Origin of the sequence: Anaeromyxobacter sp. Fw109-5 (genome assembly GCF_000017505.1) — a bacterium.
GTDB lineage: Bacteria > Myxococcota > Myxococcia > Myxococcales > Anaeromyxobacteraceae > Anaeromyxobacter.
On sequence record NC_009675.1, the window covers coordinates 331,732 to 352,909 of the forward strand.

The 21,178-nt window shown below is 71.5% G+C and carries 19 protein-coding genes; 10 read left to right on the forward strand and 9 right to left on the reverse strand.

All coding sequences use genetic code 11. The features are described from left to right. Window positions 1–5 precede the first annotated feature (5 nt). Window positions 6–512, forward strand: a complete 507-nt coding sequence (gene yhbY / locus ANAE109_RS01445; protein WP_011984607.1) for a ribosome assembly RNA-binding protein YhbY — start codon at window positions 6–8, stop codon at window positions 510–512. Between the two features lie 213 nt (window positions 513–725). Here yhbY and ANAE109_RS01450 read toward each other — a convergent pair whose 3' ends face one another. Then, on the reverse strand, window positions 726–1,028 hold the full coding sequence (locus tag ANAE109_RS01450) for a hypothetical protein (RefSeq protein WP_011984608.1): 303 nt from the start codon (window positions 1,026–1,028) through the stop codon (window positions 726–728). A 125-nt stretch (window positions 1,029–1,153) separates the two neighbouring features. Between ANAE109_RS01450 and ANAE109_RS01455 the strand changes: the two genes are divergently transcribed. Further along, window positions 1,154–1,756 (forward strand): putative metallopeptidase, encoded by a 603-nt coding sequence (locus ANAE109_RS01455; protein WP_041448719.1) that lies wholly within the window; start codon window positions 1,154–1,156, stop codon window positions 1,754–1,756. 59 nt (window positions 1,757–1,815) lie between these two features. On the opposite strand, the gene ANAE109_RS01460 is transcribed toward ANAE109_RS01455, so the two are convergent. Then, window positions 1,816–2,409, reverse strand: a complete 594-nt coding sequence (locus tag ANAE109_RS01460; RefSeq protein ID WP_041448043.1) for a FumA C-terminus/TtdB family hydratase beta subunit — start codon at window positions 2,407–2,409, stop codon at window positions 1,816–1,818. A 279-nt stretch (window positions 2,410–2,688) separates the two neighbouring features. Here ANAE109_RS01460 and ANAE109_RS01465 point away from each other — a divergent pair, with 279 nt between their 5' ends. Next, complete coding sequence (locus ANAE109_RS01465) at window positions 2,689–3,624, forward strand: RluA family pseudouridine synthase (RefSeq protein ID WP_011984610.1); 936 nt, start codon at window positions 2,689–2,691, stop codon at window positions 3,622–3,624. Window positions 3,625–3,831: 207 nt separating this feature from the next. Here ANAE109_RS01465 and ANAE109_RS01470 read toward each other — a convergent pair whose 3' ends face one another. From ANAE109_RS01470 to ANAE109_RS01485, 4 genes are all read right to left on the reverse strand, one after another. Beyond that, on the reverse strand, window positions 3,832–4,281 hold the full coding sequence (locus tag ANAE109_RS01470; RefSeq protein WP_234945216.1) for a biopolymer transporter ExbD: 450 nt from the start codon (window positions 4,279–4,281) through the stop codon (window positions 3,832–3,834). A gap of 8 nt (window positions 4,282–4,289) precedes the next feature. Next, window positions 4,290–4,703, reverse strand: coding sequence for a biopolymer transporter ExbD (locus tag ANAE109_RS01475; protein WP_011984612.1), 414 nt, complete (start codon window positions 4,701–4,703; stop codon window positions 4,290–4,292). Between the two features lie 38 nt (window positions 4,704–4,741). Continuing rightward, the gene (locus tag ANAE109_RS01480; protein WP_011984613.1) at window positions 4,742–5,509 is read right to left on the reverse strand and encodes a MotA/TolQ/ExbB proton channel family protein; all 768 of its coding nucleotides are present in this window, start codon (window positions 5,507–5,509) and stop codon (window positions 4,742–4,744) included. A gap of 67 nt (window positions 5,510–5,576) precedes the next feature. Beyond that, entirely contained in the window at window positions 5,577–6,320 is a 744-nt protein-coding gene (locus tag ANAE109_RS01485) for an energy transducer TonB (protein WP_011984614.1), read from the reverse strand. Between the two features lie 490 nt (window positions 6,321–6,810). Here ANAE109_RS01485 and ANAE109_RS01490 point away from each other — a divergent pair, with 490 nt between their 5' ends. Both ANAE109_RS01490 and ANAE109_RS01495 read left to right on the forward strand, forming a co-directional pair. Next, on the forward strand, window positions 6,811–10,140 hold the full coding sequence (locus tag ANAE109_RS01490) for a TonB-dependent receptor (RefSeq protein WP_011984615.1): 3,330 nt from the start codon (window positions 6,811–6,813) through the stop codon (window positions 10,138–10,140). A 22-nt stretch (window positions 10,141–10,162) separates the two neighbouring features. Then, window positions 10,163–11,821, forward strand: a complete 1,659-nt coding sequence (locus ANAE109_RS01495; protein WP_011984616.1) for a hypothetical protein — start codon at window positions 10,163–10,165, stop codon at window positions 11,819–11,821. A gap of 246 nt (window positions 11,822–12,067) precedes the next feature. Here the strand turns inward: ANAE109_RS01495 and tsf are convergent, their stop codons facing one another. The 3 genes from tsf to ANAE109_RS01510 all read right to left on the reverse strand — a co-directional run bounded on the left by tsf (window position 12,068) and on the right by ANAE109_RS01510 (window position 15,213). Continuing rightward, entirely contained in the window at window positions 12,068–12,727 is a 660-nt protein-coding gene (gene tsf, locus ANAE109_RS01500) for a translation elongation factor Ts (protein ID WP_011984617.1), read from the reverse strand. Between the two features lie 82 nt (window positions 12,728–12,809). Further along, window positions 12,810–13,757, reverse strand: a complete 948-nt coding sequence (rpsB, locus tag ANAE109_RS01505; RefSeq protein ID WP_011984618.1) for a 30S ribosomal protein S2 — start codon at window positions 13,755–13,757, stop codon at window positions 12,810–12,812. A 412-nt stretch (window positions 13,758–14,169) separates the two neighbouring features. After that, the gene (locus ANAE109_RS01510) at window positions 14,170–15,213 is read right to left on the reverse strand and encodes a competence protein CoiA family protein (protein ID WP_011984619.1); all 1,044 of its coding nucleotides are present in this window, start codon (window positions 15,211–15,213) and stop codon (window positions 14,170–14,172) included. Between the two features lie 127 nt (window positions 15,214–15,340). Here ANAE109_RS01510 and bcp point away from each other — a divergent pair, with 127 nt between their 5' ends. The 5 genes from bcp (at window position 15,341) to ANAE109_RS01535 (ending at window position 21,116) form a co-directional block, all read left to right on the forward strand. Next, window positions 15,341–15,796, forward strand: a complete 456-nt coding sequence (gene bcp / locus ANAE109_RS01515) for a thioredoxin-dependent thiol peroxidase (RefSeq protein ID WP_083776778.1) — start codon at window positions 15,341–15,343, stop codon at window positions 15,794–15,796. A 40-nt stretch (window positions 15,797–15,836) separates the two neighbouring features. After that, a complete protein-coding gene (locus ANAE109_RS01520; RefSeq protein ID WP_011984620.1) occupies window positions 15,837–17,150 on the forward strand; it encodes an RsmB/NOP family class I SAM-dependent RNA methyltransferase in 1,314 nt (437 codons plus the stop codon). Window positions 17,151–17,152: 2 nt separating this feature from the next. Continuing rightward, entirely contained in the window at window positions 17,153–17,983 is an 831-nt protein-coding gene (gene mutM / locus ANAE109_RS01525) for a bifunctional DNA-formamidopyrimidine glycosylase/DNA-(apurinic or apyrimidinic site) lyase (RefSeq protein ID WP_011984621.1), read from the forward strand. A 168-nt stretch (window positions 17,984–18,151) separates the two neighbouring features. Next, window positions 18,152–19,567, forward strand: coding sequence for a hypothetical protein (locus ANAE109_RS01530; protein ID WP_011984622.1), 1,416 nt, complete (start codon window positions 18,152–18,154; stop codon window positions 19,565–19,567). A gap of 601 nt (window positions 19,568–20,168) precedes the next feature. Continuing rightward, window positions 20,169–21,116 carry a ribonuclease HII gene (locus ANAE109_RS01535; protein ID WP_041448046.1) on the forward strand — a complete coding sequence of 316 codons (948 nt, stop codon included), beginning with the start codon at window positions 20,169–20,171 and terminating at the stop codon, window positions 21,114–21,116. Window positions 21,117–21,178 lie beyond the last annotated feature (62 nt).

Sequence of the window (21,178 nt, forward strand, 5' to 3'; positions counted from 1 at the left end):
CGCACATGCCCGCACCGACGAACCCGAAGAAGCGCGCCCTCATGCCCTCGACCCGGCTCCGCAAGACGCTCCGCGCGGCCGGGCACCACCTCTCGCCCGTCGTGCAGGTCGGGAAGGAGGGGGTCACCGAGGCGGTCCTGCGCCAGCTCGACGAGGCGCTCTCCGCGCACGAGCTCGTGAAGGTGAAGATCGGCACGGAGACCCCCGAGGATCGCTTCGAGGCGGCGGACCGGCTCGGCGCGGACAGCGGCGCGCAGGTGGCGCAGATCCTCGGCCGCACGATCCTGGTGTACCGCCGGCACCCGGAGAAGCCGCGCTACGAGGCCCCCACCGCGCGCCCCGCACTGAAGGAGCTGGAGAGCCCCGCGCCCCGCACCCGCGGCAAGGCCCGCCGCTCCCCGGCGCGCGGCGCGAAGGGGCCGGCGCGCGGCGCGAAGCCTGGGCGCGGCGCGAAGGGGGCGGCGCGCGGCGCGAAGCCCGCGCGCGGCGCGGCGCGGACGCGGTCCAGGTAGTCGCGCGAGGCCGTTCGCGTGGGCTCGGACTGAAGCTGGCAGGGAGGGGCCCCGTCGCGAAGCGGCGGGGAGGGACGCAGTCCCTCGTGCGACTTCGGCGAGCGCAGGCGCAGCCCGATGAGGCTGCGCCGGAGCGAGCCGGGGGGCCCCGGGGGACGCGCAGCATGCGTCCCCCCCGGTAAGAAGCCGGGACGCAGTCCCCGTCAGATCAGATCAGTTCAGCTCGCCGTCGCGCGCGCGGTCGTAGCCCGACGTCGCGTCCGCCACGAACCGCCGGCGCACCGCCTCGATGTCGTCCTCGTCGGCGACGCCCTTCTCGAGCAGCACGTTCTCGGCGATCTCCGCCTGCGTGACCGCCTGGGCGACCTCGGCCTCGGCGGCCTCGAGCCGGAGCCCCAGCTCCTTCACGCGCTCGCCGAGGTCGCCGACCTCACCGGCGAGCTCGCGCTCCCGGCGGGCGAACCGCAGGACCGCGGTGGCGAGCACGACGACGGCGATCCAGAGGAGCAACGGCATCGGCGGTCATCGTACCGGCGCCCCGCGCCGAAGTGAAGAAGCGGGTGCGCCCATCGGCGACGGCATGCGACCTTGTCCGACGGGCGCCGGTGGGCCATCCTGAACCGCGCGTGGCCCGTCTGAACGTGACGCTCGCGGTGAAGCGGCTCGTGCGCGACGTCGCGGCGCGGGTCCCCGAGCTGGCGCACGTGCGCAGCTCCCGCGTCCTCGTGGTCGCCGGCGAGGCGCGGCGGGCCTCGCGGGCCACCATCCGCCCGGCGCACTTCAAGCGGCCGCGCGCGCCAGGGACGGGGGGGCGGCAGAAGCCGCTCATCCGCGTGAGGGGGAGGAAGATCCTCTACGTCATCACCCTGCGGCCGCTCTGGTTCCGCGCGTCGACGCCCGAGCAGCGGATCGGCACGATCCTGCACGAGCTCTACCACGCCTCGAACCGCTTCGACGGAACCCTGCACCGCGGCCGCCGCCACTCGCGGCTCCCGCGCGCCCGCTACAACCGCAAGATCCGCCGGCTCCTCGAGCGCTACCTGGCGGTGGCGCCCCCGGAGATCGTGGCGCCGTTCTCCGCGAGCGGGATCGTGCGCGCGCGGATGTGGCTCGAGCGCCCGGGAGGCTCGTTCCCGGAGGAGGGCTTCACCGGGCGGCGGCTGTACACGGAGCGGCAGCTCTTCTGCGGGCTCGTGCGGATGGTGACGCCGCGGAGGCGCAAGACGCGCCGCGCGGCGGGGTGAGGACCCGGCACCCGGAGCCTGCCGCCGGCCGACGCAGTCCGCGATGGGCGGCGCGCCGTTCAGACGGTGGTGCGCCCGAGCAGCGCGCGCGCGGCCTCGGCCTCGCGCGCGAGCGTGGCGTGGAGGCTCTCCCCGTGCGCGTCCATCGTGACGATCGCCGGGAAGTCCTTCACCTCGATGTCCCAGATCGCCTCGCGCACCCCGAGGTCGTCGAGCCCGTGCACGCCGTGCACGTGGACGACGCGCCGCGCGAGCCCCACGGCGAGCGCGCCGACCGCGTGCAGGTAGACCGCGCCCCGGGCAGCCAGCGCCGCCAGCGTGGCGGGGCCCATCCCGCCCTTGCCCACGACGCCGCGCACGCCGTAGCGGGCGATGAGCTCCGCCTCGTACGGCTCCTCTCGCATCGACGTCCCGGGCCCGGCGGCGACGAAGCGCCAGGCCCGGGTGACGGGATCCTGCGCGACGACCGGCCCGCAGTGGTAGACGAAGCTGCCCTCCACGAGCCGCTTCACCGCGGGATCGAGCTCCCGCAGGAGGGCGCGGTGCGCCGCCGCGCGGGCGGTGATCAGCCGTCCGCTGAAACGCACCTCGTCGCCGACGTGGAGCGACCGCACGGTCTCCTCGTCGATCGGCAGGGTGAGCGAGGTGGGCATCGATCTGGACCTATCGACCTCCCCGCCGTCCTGCCACCCCCCGTCCGCGCGTCGGCCCCGGGGCGTGGCGCCGCCTCGCGAACGGCGAAGTCGACGCTTCGAGCGCCGCCCGAAGCCGGGAGAGCGCCTCGTCGGCCCGCAATCGCGGTTGCCTTCGCGGCGGGGGAGGCTCTATCTCCCGTCCCGGGCGGAGCACCCGCTCCCGCGCGGGCGAGCCGCTCGCGAGGGGGAGGGCGGGGGCGGACCGCAGGGCCGCGCGCGGCGCGGGGAACGGATCGCATGCGACGGGAGATTCGGCTGCCGCTCACCGCCTCGGGGCGGCTCGATCGGGCGCTCGCGGACGCGCTCGGACTGGGGCGCGCCTCGGTGAAGCGCGCCTTCCTGCTCGGCGAGGTGCGCGTGCGCGGACGCCGCGCGCGGGCGAGCGACCCGGCGGAGCCGGGCGCCCTCGTGGAGCTCGACGTGGAGGAGCCGGCCGGAGCGCCGGAGCCGGAGCCGGAGGCGCCCCTCGCGGTGCTCGTCGAGACGCCGCGCCTCGTCGTGGTGGACAAGCCGGCCGGCGTCGCGGTCCACCCGCTGGCGCCGGGGGAGGGCGGCACGCTCGCGAACGCGGTCGTCGCGCGCTTCCCGGAGTGCGCGGGCGCCTCCCCCGAGCCCCGCGAGGGCGGGGCGGTCCAGCGGCTCGATCTCGAGACGAGCGGCTGCGTGACGTTCGCGCGCGACCCGGAGGCCTGGCAGGAGCTCCACGCCCGGCTCTCGGCGCGCGAGGTGGAGAAGATCTACCTGGCGCTCGTGGCGGGTCGGATGGCCACGGTCGGCGTCTCCTCGGTGCCGCTGGCGCAGCGTGGAGGGAGGGCGATCCCGGTGCCCGATCCCGAGACGGAGGAGCGGCTCCGCGCGAAGGGGCTCCGCCCGCGGCCCGCGGAGACGCACTGGGACGTCGCGAGGCGCTTCGAGACCCACACGCTCCTGCGCGTCCGCATCGTCACGGGCGTCATGCACCAGATCCGGGCGCACCTCGCGCACCTCGGCCACCCCGTGGCCGGCGACGCGCTCTACGGCGGCGACGCGGCGGCGCTCCCCGGCCTGCGGCGTCAGTTCCTCCACGCCACGCGGCTCGCCCTCGAGGGACCGGACGGCGAGCGCGTCGAGGCGGAGAGCCCGCTGCCGCCCGAGCTCGAGGCCGTGCTGGCGCGGCTGGGCGCGGGCAGGTAGCTCCTCGGTCGCCGCAGCCCCCGCGATCGCTCGCCGTCCGCTCATCCTGAGCCTGTCGAAGGCCCGGTCATCCTGAGCCTGTCGAAGGCCCGGTCATCCTGAGCCTGTCGAAGGACGGCGGGCTCAGGGCGAGCGGTCTGCTCGATCGCTGCCAAAAGGAAAGGGCCGGCTCGCGCCGGCCCTCGGGTCCCCTTCCCCGCTGACCCGCTACTGCGGGGCCGCCTCCGCCGGTGCGGCCTGCGCGGTGAGGGGCGGATCGGTCATCATCCCGATCGTGTTCACGCCCGCTCCGTGCGCCTGGTCGAGCACGTACACCACCTGGTCGTACTTGACGTTGTCCTCGGCGTTGAAGAACAGCACCTTGGAGGGGCGGCCCTCGTACGCAGGGCCGAGCCGCTGCATCGCGTCCGCGACGCTCAGCTCCTGCTTGTTCAGGAGCACGTTCCCGTTGCGCAGCGCCGTCAGGATCGTCTGATCCGGCGGCACCGAGTCCGGCGGGACCGGCTGCATCTCGGGCTGGTAGTCCGGGACGCGCATGAACTTCTGCTTCTCGGCGAGCGGCGTCAGCACCATGAAGATGATGAGCAGCACCAGCACCACGTCGATGAGCGGCGTGACGTTGATGTCCGAGGCGGGCTTCTTGGTCCCGAGCGCCATCCCCATGGCTACTTCTCCTTGATCTCGCTGGCGGCGAGGCTCACGCCGAGCAGGTGCGTCTTCGAGACCTCGAGGATGATCTCGCGGACCTTCTTGTAGTCGAGGCTCTTGTCGCCCTTGATCATCACCGGAGAGCCCGGCGACATCTGCATCGCCACGGTGAGCTCGGTGGAGAGCTGATCGAGCGGGACCTCCGCCTTGTCGATCCAGGCCTTCCCGTCGGCGGTGATGGAGAGGAGGACCGGATCGCCGCCGCCCTTCAGCGCGGAGACGTGCTTGGCGTCGGGGAGCTGGACCGGCTTTCCGCGCTGCAGCATCGGGGTGATGACCATGAAGATGATGAGGAGCACCAGCACGACGTCGACGAGCGGCGTCACGTTGATGTCGCTCTTCACCGACTTGCTGCCGACATCCATCGACATCGCGTTCGGCTCCTGGCGCTTCGAGGAGGGGGGGGAGGCTACCTCGCCTCGCCGCGCCCCTCCTTCATGAAGAAGTCGACGAGCTCCGTGGCGGAGTCGGTGATGTCGACCTGCATGTCCTCGACGCGGTTCGTGAGGTAGTTGAACATCATGACCGCCGGGATCGCGACGAGGAGGCCGAAGGCGGTGTTGATGAGCGCCTCGGCGATCGCGCCGGACACCGTGCCGAGACCGCCGGAGCCGGTGGCCGCCATGTTCTGGAAGGCCTTGATGATGCCCCACACCGTGCCGAGGAGGCCGACGAACGGAGCCGTCGAGCCGATCGTGGCGAGCGAGCCGAGGCCGCGGCGGAGATCGTTCACCGTGCGGAGCGAGCTCCGCTCCACGGCGCGGTTCACGGCGGCGATGACGTCGAAGTCGCCCACGTCCTTGGGGCCGCGGGTGTGCAGCGCCTCGACGCCGCGGCTGTACTCCTCGATCGCCAGGCCGAGCACCTTGGGGAGGTGGCCCCGCTTCAGCTTCCTCGAGAGCTCCACGGCGTCACCGAACTTCCCGCCGGGGAGGAGGTCGCGCAGGCTGGCCGCGTACTGGCGGGACGCCTTGTTGGCGCGGGAGTAGGTCACGAGCCGCTCGGCCATCACGCCGAGCGAGTAGATGCTCATGATCCCGAGGATCACGGCGACGACGATTCCGAAGCCCTCGATCGACTTGATCATGTTGACCAGATCGAAGGTGCCCGGGGCGGCGCCGGCGCCGTGCGCCTGCGCGAGGGCGAGATTGTGGACGGCATCGAGCGGCTGGAACATCGACATCTCCTGTGGGCTGAAACTACAGGTGCGGGTGCGGAAAGAGCGGTGAGACGAGCGGGCTCGGTCAGCCCGAGGTGAAGCGGATGGGGAGGATGACCCAGATCGCCACCGGGCGGCCCTGCGCGTCGGCGCCGGGGACCCACTTGCAGCTCTGGACCGCCTGCCAGATCGAGGTCGAGATGCGCTGGTCCGGGACCGTGCCCATCACCTCGAACCGGCTAGGGACGCCGTCCGGGCGGATGGCGAACTTCACGGTGATCGGACCCGAGATGTACCCCGCGAGCTGCTGCGGGATGCGGACCGACCGCTGCACGCACCCCGGCTCCTTCATCTGCGGCTTGCGATAGCCCGCGGTGGCGTAGGCCGGCGCGTCCTCGATGTCGTTGGCGGCCTGCGCGCCGACGACGCCGCCGACCACCCCCTCGCCCTCGCCGACGTCGCCGTAGTCGTACTCCGGCTCGGGAGCCTCGTTGGGATCCGGCGCCTTCATCTCGGGCTGGATCTCCTGCGGCTGGATCAGCGCCTGCGGAGGAGGCGGCTTGGGGAGATCGGTCCGCGGCTTCGACTCCGGCGGACGCTTCCGCGCCGCCGGGGGGGCGGGCGGAGGAGGAGGCGGGGGCGGGGGCGGCGCGGTCTTGACGAACTTCACGTCGACGACCGGCTCGTCGATGACCTTCGCCTTGATCGCCGCCGACGCGAAGATGACCGCCGCGATCAGGATTCCCTGGAAAACCGTAGAGCCGAAGACGTAGCCCGCGCGTCGCGCGGCGGCCTTACCGCCTTCCTTCTTCGTGACTTCGTCGAACACGCGCGGCTGGCCTCGCTGCTGCTGCGGTTGACGGCAGAATCAGCCGGAAAAATGAAGACGCTTCCTAGTCTCGGGACCTGCGTCTTGTCAATACCGGTCCGCGACAATACTGCGCACGGGGGAGAGTCGCAGGAAACCGATCGAAATCGCGCGGTTCGGCGTCGCGCCTTTCGCCTCGATCGCTCCCGGACGACATGCGCGCCGATGGCGCAACGCGGCTCTAGGGGCGCCTTCACGGCCCTAGCCCACAAGGCCGCGACACTCTGGCGCTTTCGCAAAAACCTGCGTGAACCCGGAGTGTTGCGCCCCGAGGGGGGCGTAAACGACACGCCCCCCTAACAGCTGGCCCCGTCTTGACATTCCTCACAGCGGGTGCCTAGAACGGCGGATCGATTGACCCGTCGGTCGACCGCCACGTGTGCCGTGCCTGTATCCATACGTGCGCTCGACCGTCTGGCTGCGGCTGAGTGCTCTCTCCCTGGAGGAAGTCATGAGGAAGAAGTTGCTGCGCTTCCTGCGGCTCGCGCCGCTCGCGCTGCTGTTCGCGAGCACTGCGTCCGCGCAAACCACCGGCACCATCCTCGGCGTGGTGACCGATGCGTCGACCGGAAAGCCGGTCGCCGGCGCCGTCATCATCGCCACGAGCCCTTCGCTGCAGGGCGAGCAGACGGCGGTGACGGACAACAACGGTTCCTTCCGTCTCCCGCAGCTGCCGCCGGGTGACTACAAGCTCGCGGTCCAGCTCGACGGCTACAAGCCGGCCGAGCGGTCCGACATCACGGTGCGCCTCGACAAGACCATCCGCGCGAACCTCGCGGTCGTCCCCGAGGCCGTCCAGATGGAGGAGCAGGTCGTGCGCACGGGCGCGGCGCCGGTCATCAACATCGGCGCGGCCGAGAGCGGCGCGGTCATCTCCCGCGAGTTCGTGGCGAGCGTCCCCGTCGGCCGCACGGTCGAGGCCGTCTCGGCGACGGTGCCGACCGCGTCCGTCGACCAGTACGGCGTCGGCTTCGCCGGCTCGCAGTCGCCCGAGAACGCCTACATCCTCGACGGCATGAACGTGACGGACCCGGTGTACGGCACGTTCGGCGGCAACCCGACCGCGCAGAACCCGCAGACGACCCTCATCACGAACTTCATCCAGGAGGTCGACGTCAAGACCGGCGGCTTCATGCCGGAGTACGGCCGCGCCACGGGCGGTGTGCTCAACATGGTCGCGAAGTCGGGCTCGAACGAGTTCCACGGCTCGGTGTTCGGCAACCTGACCCCGCGCTTCCTGTTCCAGCCGACGGGCCGCACGGCCGGTGCGGCCGGTGAGGCGGTGGCGTGGCGGTTCAAGCCGGACGAGGGCTCCTACGACCTCGACCTCGGCTTCGAGATCGGCGGCCCCATCCAGAAGGACAAGCTCTGGTTCTACGCCGGCTTCGCGCCGGTCATCACGAAGCGCAACACGGAGCGGTTCCTCCGCTCCAACGTGCTCGGTGACGTCGGGACGGGGAACTGCGCGGTGGAGGATCCGCTCGAGCTCGGCCGCTGCATCGACTCGAACGGCAACTTCGTCCAGAACACGATCCCGGGCACGAGCGAGATCATCGAGAGCGGCCGGAGCACCTACCAGTTCACCGGCAAGCTCACCTACCTGCTGAACGAGAACAACAACTTCACGCTCTCCGGGTTCGGCCTGCCGTCCACCGAGAAGCGCTACGCGATGAACGGCGCCGAGCAGCGCCGCACCATCGAGAGCACCGACAACATCTTCGACGTGATCGGCCGCTACTCCGGCAAGTTCCTCGACAAGCGGCTCATCACCGAGGTCGTCGCCGGCTGGCACGGCTCCACCTCCGTGGACGATCCGTCCTCGTTCCAGGCCAGCAACTCCGCGATCGAGTGGTACGACAACCTCCCGCTCTCCGGGTTCGAGGGTGATCGCCCCGGCGTGGACGCCGCCTGCAACACGGCGGACCCGCTCGCGAGCTGCACGGTGTTCGGCTACCTCACCGGCGGCTCCGGCTTCCTGAACGACTCGGCCGCGAACCGCCTGGCGGGCCGCGTGAACGCCACCTACCTGTTCGACGCCTTCGGCTCCCACGCCACGAAGGGCGGCCTCGACGTCGAGCGCTCCACCTACGGGATCACGAAGCGCTACGGCGGCGGCGCCTACTTCCGCGCCGTCCCCAACGCCACCGGGACGGACGCCAGCCTCCGCGTGTTCCGCGGCTACGGCGTCGTCAACAACGGCACGCCGAGCGACACCTTCGGCGTCATCGCCGAGCCGGGAGCCCTGATCGGCCCTGACGGCATCAACCAGTTCGAGAGCATCGAGACGAACTCGCAGACGACGTCCACCGCGCTCTACCTGCAGGACTCGTGGCAGCTCCCCATCCAGAACGTGACGCTGAACTACGGTCTCCGCTGGGAGATGCAGGACATGTCCAACCGGGACAACCCGGAGGACAACGGGTTCACGATCTCGAACAACTGGGCGCCGCGCGTCCAGGCGATCTGGGACTTCACCGGGAACGGCCGCGGCAAGCTGGCCGGCAGCTGGGGCCGCTTCTACTACATGATGCCGCTCGACATGGGCGACCGCGCCTTCGGCCTCGAGGACAACCTCCGCTACCGTCTGACGGCTTCGACGTGCGGTAACTGGGCCCAGTCGGGCGCCGTGGGCAACTACGCCGCGTTCGACGCGACGCAGGTCGGCCTCGGCAGGAGCACCTGCGAGATCGAGACCCGCACCGCCGCCGGCGAGACGTTCGACGCGTTCCAGTCGGGCGGCTTCACGCCGGTCGATCCGAACCTCGACGCGACCTACGTCGACCAGTTCGGCGGCCAGCTCGAGTACGAGGTGCTCTCCGACCTCTCGCTCGGCCTCGAGTACCAGGGCCGTCGCCAGGGCGCGACGATCGAGGACATGTCCTCCGACGACGGCGTCCACTACTACATCGGCAACCCGGGCACCGGCAGCCCGTTCACGATCGACGGGGTGACCTACGATCCGGTCAACGTGACCACGTTCGACGTGATGACGGGCCGCGAGGTCAACGTGAAGTTCCCCGAGCCCGAGCGCTCGTACGACGCGATCACCGTCTTCGGGCGGAAGAACTTCTCCCAGAACTGGCAGGCCTTCGCGAGCTACACCTACTCGTACCTGCGCGGTAACCTCGCCGGCCCGTACCGCGAGGAGGACGGCCAGATCGACCCGGGCATCACCTCCGAGTACGACCTCGCCTCCCTCATGGCGAACAAGCACGGTCGACTCCCCGGCGACCGTCCGCACCAGGTGAAGCTGTACGGCTCGTACACCTTCAACTTCGGGCCGCGGTTCAACCTCACCACCGGCGCGGGGTACACCGGCACCTCCGGAAACCCCGTCAACGCGCTCGGCGCCGACGGCGGCGCGGGCGACTACGGCGAGGGCCAGGCGTTCATCCTCCCGCGCGGCATGGCGGGGCGCTCGCCGTTCCTCCACAACGTCGACCTCAAGGGCTCGCTCAGCTACGTCATCACGCCGCCGTACGCGCTCCAGTTCTCGGTGGACGTGTTCAACGTCTTCAACACCGAGGAGGTCCGGCTGACGGACGAGAACTACACGTTCGACGCCGTCCAGCCGATCGTCGGCCTGAACTGCGACACGAGCGCCGGCGGCTCGAGCAACCCGGTCGCGAAGCTCCAGGCCGACTGCTCCGACGTGCGGTACCTCAAGACCGTCGACGGCCGTCCGGTGAGCGTCAACCCGAACTGGGGCAAGGCCGCCCCGGGCGTCAACTCGTTCCAGGCGCCGCTCTCGCTGCGCTTCGGCGTCGCCCTCTCGTTCTAGGCCGCGCCAGGAGACAACGACCATGAACAGCATCAGGAAACTGTGGTGGGTCGGAGCGGTGGCGATCATCGCCGCCTGCGATCCGTACGACGACGAGAACAAGGGGCCGCCCTCGATCCTCTCGGCCTTCGCCTCGAACGCCGACGAGGCGGCCGAGGGCGAGCTGGTCGACGGGTTCTGGACGATCCGCTCCTCGTCCGTCTGCGAGGGCGCGCACCTCGCGCCCCGCGGCGTCGTGCCTCGCGGCGCGTCGGCGGAGGCGTCGACGATCGCCGACATCCCGGTCGTCTACGTGAAGACCAACAAGCTCCTCGACGGGGCCTCGATCCAGGCGGATCCGCTGAGCTGCGATCCGGCCGTCCGCGACGGCGCGCCGTGGCTCAAGGTGACCCGCGTGGTGGGCGCGACGGAGACGGACGACTCGGCCAACTGGCTGAGCTGCTACAACCCGTCGTCTCCGACCTCCTCGGAGGGCGCGTCGATCATCATCTACCGCGGCGAGGACGTCTCGGGCGGCGTCGCTGGGGACGGCTGGTTCGCCGTCAGCGAGGTCGAGGGCGACGCGGCCGAGGTCGCCACCTACCGCATCGAAGGCACCGTCTTCGATCGGCAGGGCAACGCGCTCCCGGTGAACGTCGCGTTCGAGCTCGAGCCGGACGCCGGCCCGATCAAGTCCTTCCGCGCGACCGAGCTCGCCGGCTCGGGTGACGCCGTCACCGCCAACTTCGAGTTCACGCCCGGCGCCTGCGGCAGCGCGACCGAGTACGTGGTGCAGAAGGTCACGGGCAAGGACGCGGACGGCGACCCGATCTGGACGGCCCTCGAAGGCGCGACGTTCACGGTCGCGGATCCGCCCGCGACGACGTACTCCTTCACCGACACCGTCACGGCCGGCGAGGTCTACGACTACCGGATCCGCGCGACGGTTCCGGGCGTGGGCGAGGAGTTCACCGAGACCGCCGGCGAGTACACGCTCACGGCCCTCGAGATTCCCGCTGGGGCGCCGACGGCCGCCTTCCTGCCGGCCGAAGGTACGGGCACGGCTGCGAAGCCGAACCGGATCTCGGTGAACACGAGCGCGACCGCTCTCCCCGCGGGTGCCAGCGCCTTCGTGGTCCTCCGGGCCACGGAGGACGAGTCCATCGCGACGGAGGATCTGCCGGGCGCGTTCTCGGTGGTCGCTCCCGAGGTCGGCCTCGCCGGCTCGACGACCGAGGCGAAGTTCCCGTTCGAGGACACCAAGCTCAGCGGCTGCCAGCAGTACTTCTACGCGCTGGCGGTCACGGACGCCGACGGCAACGTCGGCCCCTACGGTGACCCCTCGCCCGGCGTCAAGTCGCCGGTCGCCAAGGTCGCTGCGCCGACGCTCGAGGCCGTGACCGCGGGCGGCGTGAAGGTGACGTGGAAGATCCTCCGCGGCGCCCTCACGTACGACGTGCAGCGCGCGCCGGACGCCGCTGGCGTGCCGGGCACCTATGAGACCATCGCTGCGAACGTCGCTCAGCCCGCCAATCCGGTGGATCCGACGGCGAAGGCGGTCACGACGGCGAACGTCACGGACGCGACCGCGGCGGCCGGGACGAAGTACCACTACCGCGTGAACGTCGCGACGAGCGACTCCACGCTCTGCAGCGACGTGGTCACGACGAGCACGGGCACCGCCGCCTCCATCACGCGGTAACCCGTAGTCGACTCGAACGAAAAGGGAGCCGGCCACCGTGCCGGCTCCCTTTTTTTGCGCGTGCGCGTGCCCCACGCGCGCGCGTGCCCGACCCGCGTGCCCGACCGAGAGTTCCGCGCCTCGGCCGCTACGTCCGCGCCACGCCCGCGGGGAACGAACACGCGCGCCACAGCCGCGCGGAAAGAGAAAGCCCCGGCCCGCACGCGGCGGACCGGGGCTCGTTGCTTCGTGAGGCTCGAAAGCGAGCTACTTCTGCAGCCCGGCCGCCTTGGCGACCTCTTCGGCCAGGTTCTCCTGCTTCTTCTCGAGCCCCTCGCCCAGCACGAAGCGGGCGAAGCGCCGGACCTGGATGTTCTCGCCGATCTTGGCGACCGCGTCGGTGAGGACCTCGGACATCTTCTTCTTGTCCTCCTTCACGAACGGCTGATCGAGGAGGCAGAACTGCTCGTAGAACTTCTCGAGCTTGCCCTGGGCGATCTTCTCGAGGATCGCCTCGGGCTTCTTCTGGTCGCGCATCTGCGCCTTCGCGATCTCGAGCTCCTTCGCGACGACATCGGCGGGGACCTCGTCGCGGCGCACCCACTGCGGCGCGGCGGCGGCGATCTGCATCGCGATGTCCTTCACCAGCGCCTGGAAGCCGTCAGTGCGGGCGACGAAGTCGGTCTCGCAGTTCACCTCCACGAGGACGCCGATCTTGCCGCCCATGTGGATGTAGCTCGCGACCTGGCCCTCGGTGGCGGCGCGGGAGGACTTCTTGGCGGCGGCGGCGAGGCCCTTCTTGCGGAGCACCTCCTCCGCCTTCGCGAAGTCGCCGCCGGCCTCGGCGAGCGCCTTCTTGCAGTCCATCATGCCGGCCCCGGTCTTCTCGCGGAGCTCCTTCACCATGTTCGCGTTCACTTCGGCCACGGGTCGTTCTCCTTCGTGCGTTGAAAAAGGTCGGGGGCGGACCCGCCGGGTCCGCCCCCGGAGGCTCCGGGATGCGCGGGGGCTAGCGGTTGGCGTCGCTGCCGGGCGCGGGCTGCGCCGGCGTCACCTCGCCCTTGCGGACGACCTCGACGTTCGCGCTCGCGGCGGCGCGGTCCTCGCGCGGCTCGCGGCGCTCGCGGTCACGCCCGCCTCCCCGGCGGTCGCGGCGATCGCGGCGGTCCTTCTGCCCGCGCTCGCTCGCGGCGTCACGATCCTCCTCGCCCGGACGCCGCTCCTCGCCGTGCTGCGCGGCCCAGGTGGAGTAGCGGGCGCGGCCCTCGATGCAGGCCTCGGCGATCTTGCCGGTGAAGAGGCGGATGGAGCGGATCGCGTCGTCGTTGCCGGGGATGACGTACTCGATGCCCTCGGGATCGCAGTTCGTGTCGACGACCGCGACCACCGGGATGCCGAGCCGGTTCGCCTCGTGCACCGCGATGTGCTCCTTCTTCGTGTCGATGACGAAGATCGCGGCGGGCAGGCGGCTCATCTCCTTGATGCCGCCGAGGTTCTTCTCCAGCTTCTCGCGCTCGCGCTCGAGCTGGGCGACCTCCTTCTTGGGAAGCCGCTCGTAGGTGCCATCCGCCGCCATCTTCTCGATGGTCTTCAGCCGGTCGATGCCCTGCTTCACGGTCTTGAAGTTCGTGAGCGTGCCGCCGAGCCAGCGGTTCGTGACGTGGTACTGGCCGGAGCGGGAGGCCTCCTCGCGGATGGCGTCCTGGGCCTGCTTCTTCGTGCCGACGAAGAGGACCATGCCGCCCTTCGCGACCGCATCCGAGACGAAGCGGAGCGCGCCGCGCGCGAGGCCGACGGTCTTCTGGAGGTCGATGATGTAGATGCCGTTGCGGGCGCCGAAGATGTACGGCTTCATCTTCGGGTTCCAGCGCTTCGTCTGGTGGCCGAAGTGGACGCCCGCCTCGAGGAGCTGCTTCATCGTGATGGCGGTGCCCTGCGTCGTGAGGGCGCTCGCCATCGTCTCGCCCTGGGCCTGCGCCGGGGCCGCCGCCTCGGGCGCCGGGGTCGGCGTCGGGGGAGCGATGGGGTCCTGCTGCTGCTGCTGCTGCGGCTGCTGGTTTTCCATGTGTTCTCCGGTTCGTGTCCGCCACCTCGCCGAGCTGAAGACGCGCCTTTTGACCCACGGGACGGGCGAGAAGCCGCCGTCGCCGGGAGCACCGGAGCGCGCCGATGCGGGAGGTGTGTGAATTTGCTGCGCCACGCGCCCCCTGCTGCGGGCCGCGCCACCGCGAGCCGAGTCGGCGCACGGGGGACCGTCCTCTAACACAACGAACCGCACGTCGCAAGGCGAGCGGAGGCGGGCCGTGGACGAGAAAATCCGTACGGATTCCGCGGGGTGCCGCAGGAGGACCTGCGCGCTGCGTGAAGGCTCAGCGCTGCCACCACGACAGGGTCACCACCGCGCCGTCGTACCCCCGCCAGGCGACCGGGCGGGCGGTCCCTCCGGGGCAGGCGTGGCGGGCCAAGCGCTCGCCCAGGTCGAGGCGCGTCAGGCCGCAGTCGGGGCAGCGGAAGCGATCGGCGAGCGCCGCCCGCTCTTCCCTCGACAGCGGCGCGTCGTGCGGCGCGACGGGCGCCGGCAGCCCCGCGGGACGGGCGGAGAAGAAGCCGCGCGCCCGGTACGCCTCGAGCTCGGCGATCTCGGCCCCCTCGCCTCCGCGCGCCCGGTCCTCGTCGGCGCGGGCGTGCGCGGCGCAGGTCGGGCAGGGAGGGAAGCCGAGGCTCCGCGCGCAGGCGAGCTCGACCCCATCCGCGCCCTCCCGCTCCCACTCGTCGCGCGCGTCGATCTCCACCGCAGGTACCCCCGCGGTCGCGAGCGCCACCTCCTTGGCGGCGTCCACCGCGTGCGTCACCACCACCTCGATGGCGAGGGCAGGGCGCTCCCCCGCCAGCACGAGCACGTCCGCGCGGAGCGCGCCGATCGCGCCTTCCGTGACGGCCCGATCGCCCTCGCGCGCCACCTCCCGCGGCGCGGCGCGCCGGCACGCCGGGCAGCGGGTGAGGAGCGTCACGCGCCGCCTTCCCGTGAAGGCGTCCTCGCACAGGGCTAGGAGCCGCTCCTTCGCGTCGAGGTGCAGCGCCGTCTCCGGTGCGGTGAGCGGGCAGGCCGACCCGGCCCGGTGCGCGAAGTGGGGAGCGCGGACCTTTCCGAGGTGCGGGACGAGCTCCTCCCCGCAGCCGAGGCACGTGAAGGGGGCGCGGGCGCGCCGGTCGTTCGCGTCGAGCCGCACCGCGTGGACCTTCCTGCCGTCCCGGTCGCGCGCCCAGGCGAGGAGGACGTCGCCCGCGGCCCTCGCCGCCGTCGGCCGCTCTCCGGGCGCCGTCGGCGCCGTCTCCGGCTTGCCCGGGGGCGCGCGCCGGGCGCGGGGCACCGAGGCTGGCGGACCGTGTCTCGGCTTCGAGCGGCGGCGCATTGGGGCGGAGTGTAGCGCCGTCCCCGCCCGGGATCCTGCGCCCGGGGGCCGGACCGGGTACGGCTACGCGGTCGCTCCGCGCGCCCGGACACACCGATGGCCCCGGGCGGGCGAGCCAGGAGGATTCATGGCGCTCGAGGTGGGCAAGAAGGCCCCGCAGTTCGCGCTGCCCGACGAGGACGAGAACGAGGTGAAGCTCTCGGACTTCGCGGGGAAGCGCGTGGTCGTGTTCTTCTTCCCCAAGGCCGACACGCCCGGCTGAACGCGGGAGGCCTGCGACTTCCGGGACGAAGTCGACGCGTTCAAGAGGAAAAAGGTGGCGGTGGTGGGGATCTCCAAGGACAAGCCCGCCGCGCAGAAGAAGTTCAAGGAGAAGTACGACCTGCCGTTCCCGCTCCTCTCCGACCCCGACGCCGAGGTGCAGCAGGCCTGGGGCGTCTGGAAGGAAAAGAGCATGTACGGCAAGACGACCATGGGCACCGAGCGGACGACCGTGATCGTCGGTCCGGACGGCAAGGTCGAGCACGTCTTCCCCAAGGTGAAGGTGGAGGGCCACGTGGCGCAGGTGCTCGAGAGCCTGTAAGGTCGCGCGCCCGCCGGCTCCGCGCCGGCGGGCCCTCCCCATGCCGCGCAAACCGCTCCGACCCCGCCCGAACCGAAACGACCTCGTGGACCCGCTGGTGCTCGAGGTCCACGGCCTCGTGCGCGACCAGGGCTGGCTCGCGGATCGCGCCCTCGAGCGCGCGCTCCGGCGCGAGCCGAAGCCCTGGGCCTCCGAGCGGCGCGCGGTAGCCGAGTCGGTCTACGGGCTCATCCGCTGGCAGGGGCTGCTCGACTTCCTGCTCGGCGGGAAGCCCGACCTCGCGACGCGCTACGCCGCCTGGCTCGTGCGGTTCGAGGGCGTCCCGGTGGCGGACGCTGCGCGGCGGCTCGCGGTCCCACCGGCCGCGCTCGCGGGGCTCGCGAGCGCGGAGGCGCGGCTCGCCGCGGTGACCGAGCCGGTGGAGCGGCTCTCCCTCGAGGCGTCCCTGCCGAGCTGGATCGCGGAGCGCTTCGTCCGCGAGCTCGGGGAGGTCGAGGCGCGCACGCTCGCGGCGGCGATGAACGCGCGTGCGCCGCTCACGGTCCGCGCGAACCTGCTGAAGATCGATCGCGAGGAGCTGCGCGGAAAGCTCGGCTCGGAGGGCATGGCGTCGGAGCCGACGCGCTTCTCGCCGTGGGGGCTCGTCCTCGACGGCCACCAGAACGCCTTCGCCCTCGGCTCGTTCCGCGACGGGCTGTTCGAGATCCAGGACGAGGGCAGCCAGCTCATCGCCCTCGCCTGCGGCGCGCGGCCCGGCAAGACGGTGGTGGACGCCTGCGCCGGCGCCGGGGGCAAGTCGCTCGCGCTCGCGATGGAGATGCGGAACAAGGGCTCGCTCCACGCGCTCGACACGGACGAGGGGCGCCTCGACGACGCCAAGAAGCGCGCCCGCCGCGCCGGCGTGCACAACCTCCGCGCGCGCGTCATCGCCGCCGGGGCCGAGGCCGAGGCGCAGCTCGCGGACCTCGCCGGGCAGGCCGACGTCGTGCTCGTGGACGCCCCGTGCAGCGGCCTCGGCACGCTGCGCCGCAAGCCCGACGCGCGCTGGCGGCTCACCCCGGAGGACCCCGAGCGCTTCGCGGGGATCCAGCGCACGCTGGTCCGGCGCTTCGCGGCGCTGCTCCGGCCGGGCGGCCGGCTCGTGTACGCCACCTGCTCCGTCGGCAAGACCGAGAACGGCGACATCGCGGACTACGCCGAGCGGGAGGTCGGCCTCGCGCCGGTGCCGCTCGCGCCGCTCCTCGGGGAGGAGCGGGCGAAGGCCCTGGGAGTGGACGGCGCTCGCCTCGAGCTCTTCCCGCACCGGCACGGGACGGACGGGTTCTTCGTGGCGGCGTTCGAGAAGAGGAAGTAGGCGTGCCCGAGCTCCCCGAGGTCGAGATCGCGGCCCGCAACCTGCGGCGCTGGACGATGGGCCGGCGCATCGAGCGGATCGAGCCCGACCCGAAGGCGCGCTACGTCTTCCGCCCGGCGACGCCCACCGCCTTCGCGCGCGGCCTCGAGGGGGCGCGCTTCGGCCCGATCCGCCGCATCGGCAAGCACCTCCTCGTCTCGATGAAGAAGGACGGCGCGCCGGTCGGGCTCCTCGCCCACCTCGGCATGACCGGCAAGTGGCTCCGCCGCGAGGGGGACGCCGCGCCGTCCCGCTTCTCGCGCGCGCGCTTCCACCTCGACGACGGCGCGGTGCTGCACTTCGACGACATGCGGCTCTTCGGCCGGCTCCGGGTCGTGCCCGGCGCACGCTTCGAGGAGGTCCGGGAGATCGCCGAGCTGGGTCCCGATCCCCTGGAGCAGGGCATCGACCTCGACCGGCTCGCGGAGGCGCTCGGGCGCTCGAGGCTGGCGGTGAAGGTCCGCATCATGGACCAGGCGCTCCTCCCCGGTGTCGGCAACATCGTCGCGAGCGAGTCGCTCTTCCTCGCGAAGATCGACCCGCGCCGCCAGGCCCGCTCGCTCACGCCCGCCGAGGTCCGCAAGCTCGCCGACGGAATCCTCGCGACGGTGAAGGAGACCATCGCGCGCGAGGACAGCCCCGAGATCAGCTACGTCGAGGAGCCCGGGTCGGAGAACCCGTTCCTCGTGTACGCGCGCGAGGGCGAGAGGTGCCCGCGCTGCCGGCGGGCGGAGATCGTCCGCGTCGTCCAGGCGCAGCGCTCGACGTACTACTGTCCGCGCTGTCAGCGGTGAGGCGTACGCACCGCGGCGGCCGGTCGGGACGGTATGCGCCATCCTGGCCGGTGTGCGCCAGCGGCCGCGGTGGTGTACGGTCAGTGCGCCTGCTAGGCTCGGGCCGAGTGAAGGTTCACCAGGACTGACTGGCAGGAGAGCCCCTGAACCCTCCTGCAGAGGAGTGCCATGGCCCTTCCGTTCGCGCGCGAGAGCAGTCCCGAGGCGCGAGCCGCGCCGGAGGCTGCGCTCGCTGCGGCGCCCGACGGGCAACCTCGAAGATTCGACGGATGGCCAGGGGGCGCGGGCTTGAGCGTATCAGCGGTCTGCGCGGCACTGGTCGCGCTGACGGTGCATGCCGATGTGGACGCCGAGTGGCGTCTCCATGCTCGGAAATGGGTCGACGCAGACAAGGTGCTGTGCGGGATCGGCGAGACTTCCGACGACGTGCCCGCTCACTTGGGGCGCCGGGAAGAGGCCGGAAAGGAATTGCGAGCTGCGCGACCGTCCAATCGCGACGTCGAAGCCGCACTCCGCGGCTCGTCGCGGCCTGACCGGCTGCTCGCGAGCGCCGCGATCGCGGTGATCGGCGATGCATCGGATGCGCAGGTGGACGGGCTCACGCGCCAGGTGCAGGACCCCGATCCGTACGCGCGCTTGCTGGCGGTGCGTGCGTTGCGGAGCGCTTCGGCCGAGCAGGTCGGGAAGCGCGCGACGGCGCTGGTGGCTGCGCTCGTGCGCGAGCAGAACGGGGCCGTGCTGCTGGAGGCCATTCCGCTGCTCGAAGGGATGGATTCATCGGACGCGACGCCGGTGTTCGGACACATGTTCGAGCTGCCGGATGATGGGCTGCATGCGTACGCGTACGCGATGCTCGAGCGTCTGGGTCGACCGTCGCTCGAGAGCGTGGAGCGCTACGTCGAGCAGCGGGGGAGTGCGCCGGCACGGGATGCGCTGCGCGGGAGTGATTGGTTGCGGGCAGCGAACCAATATGTGGATTCGTACAGGTCGTATTACTTGGGCGGGCACAATGGGATGGACGACTTCGGCGCGCTGAAGTCCGCAGGCGAACGACTCGCACGCCGCGTTCCACGCGAGTCCGTCCTCAGGGAGGCGCTCTTCCATCACGACGCGCTGAAGCGCGCTGCCGCTCTGGCGGCCCTGTCCGTCGCGAGATCTACGAACGGCGATCTGGTCCCCCGTCTCATCCATCTGATGAGGCACGAGCGAGATCCCGTCATGCGTGGCTTTGCAGCGGACGCGCTCAGGGCCGCGCCCGAGGATGTCGTGCGGAAGAACGCGAGAGGCGTCATCGAGGCGCTCTCGGACGAGTCGGACGTTCACGTCGTGGTCGCAGAATCGTTCCTGGCGATGCGGCTCGACCCCGAGGCGGCGGTCGAGGCCATCGCGATGCTGTCCATCCGTGGAGACAACACGCTCAGGCGAGTGCTGCACGCTCAACTTCACAACATCGGAGGCCCCCCTGCCGTCGAGCGAGCCGCCCAGATGCTCGGGCGGCTCGGGAAGACGGAGGCCGCGGCCGAGCTGAGGGAGATCGAGAAGGAGCGGGAGGAACGGGACCGAGCCAAGAGACGCGGAGACTAGTGTGCCGGCCGCAGGGGCTAAATGGGCTGCAACGGCCGCCGTTGTTCAGGTGCTGTGCGGGTGCTTCGGCCCGTGCGATGCCAAGGTGCTGTAAGAGGCAGTCGCGCCCTCGGGTCAGCGTCGTGCGGTCGTGTTTCGGAGAAGTTGGGCTGTTGTTGGAGGCCCCGAGGCCCCGAGGCCCGGACCAGTTCCTGGATGCGCTGGTGGCGCGCGCAATCAACGCGTCGTTGGGCCGGTGGGAAGCGTTCTGGGCGCCCAACAGCTACAGCGCCGTGGCGTGAACGTCGCCAGTGTTCGAACGGAGCGAACGTGTCGCGTCTGTGACGAGTACGTCATGTGGCGTGCGGTTCTGTCGTCAGGGGCTTGGTGGAATGTGCTGTACAGGCTCGATGCCTGCCCAAACTGCGGAGCGCGCGACGATACCGAAAGGCTCGTGTGAAGGCTGTCATGGCTAACGGGCGGGCTGTGCCCTACCGAAAGCTCACGGCCAGGTGACAAGACAGCATCGGGCGAGAAGGGCGCTCCGTCTCAAATGGCGCGCTCGACCGGCCAGCTTCCCACGGTTCCCGCCCCGCCGCCTGGTGGCGTACACTCCGCCTCGATGCGCCCCGAAGACCTCGCCCGGATGTCCGTGGCCGAGCTGCGCGAGCGGTTCCTCGATCGCAACCGCGCCCTCTCGCCCGAGTGCGAGGCGGCCCTCACGACGGACCCGCGGGCGGGCGCGCGCGAGGTGCTCCGGCTGATCCTGAAGCGCCGGCACGCCAACCGGGCGGAAGGACAGCGCCTTCGGCATCTGCTCCGGTACGAGGGAGAACTCTGGGACGGGGGCGTCACGCTCGTCGCGGGCGTGGACGAGGCCGGGATGGCGCCGCTCGCGGGGCCGGTGGTGGCGGGCGCGTGCATCCTCCCGCGCGACTACCGGCCGCGCGGCATCGACGACTCGAAGCAGCTCGACCGGCGGGAGCGCGAGCGGCTCGCCGAGGACATCAAGGCGAACGCCGTGTGCTGGGCGGTGGCGCGCGCCGAGGTCGAGGAGATCGACCGCCTCAACATCTACCGCGCCGGGCTGCTCGCGCTCACCCGCGCGGTGCAGGCGCTCACGCCCGCGCCGGGCCACGTGCTCGTGGACGCCCGCAAGCTCCCGGAGCTCCGGCTCCCGCAGACTCCGATCATCCACGGCGACGCGCTGTCGCTCACCATCGCCGCCGCCAGCATTCTCGCGAAGACGACCCGCGACGAGCTCATGGGCGAGCTCGACGCGCTCTACCCCGGCTACGGCTTCTGCAATCACAAGGGCTACCCGACCGCCGAGCACTTCCAGGCGCTCGAGCGGCTCGGCGCCTGCCCGATCCACCGGCGCTCCTTCCAGCCGGTCCGGGAGGCGCTCGGGCTCGCGCCGCTCCAGGGCGAGCTGTTCGCCCCACCTCCCGAGAGCGCCGCCGAGCCCGGCGGGGAGGGGGCGATCGCTGGAATTGCGCCAGGATCTGCGCCGTGTGACGTCGCGGAGCCACTCCCGGCGCGCACCCCCGCGAGCGCACGAGGGATTTGACCTAAGCCTCGCCGCTCGCTACAACGCCCCCCAAGGACGAGCCCGACGGTGTAGGCGCGTTT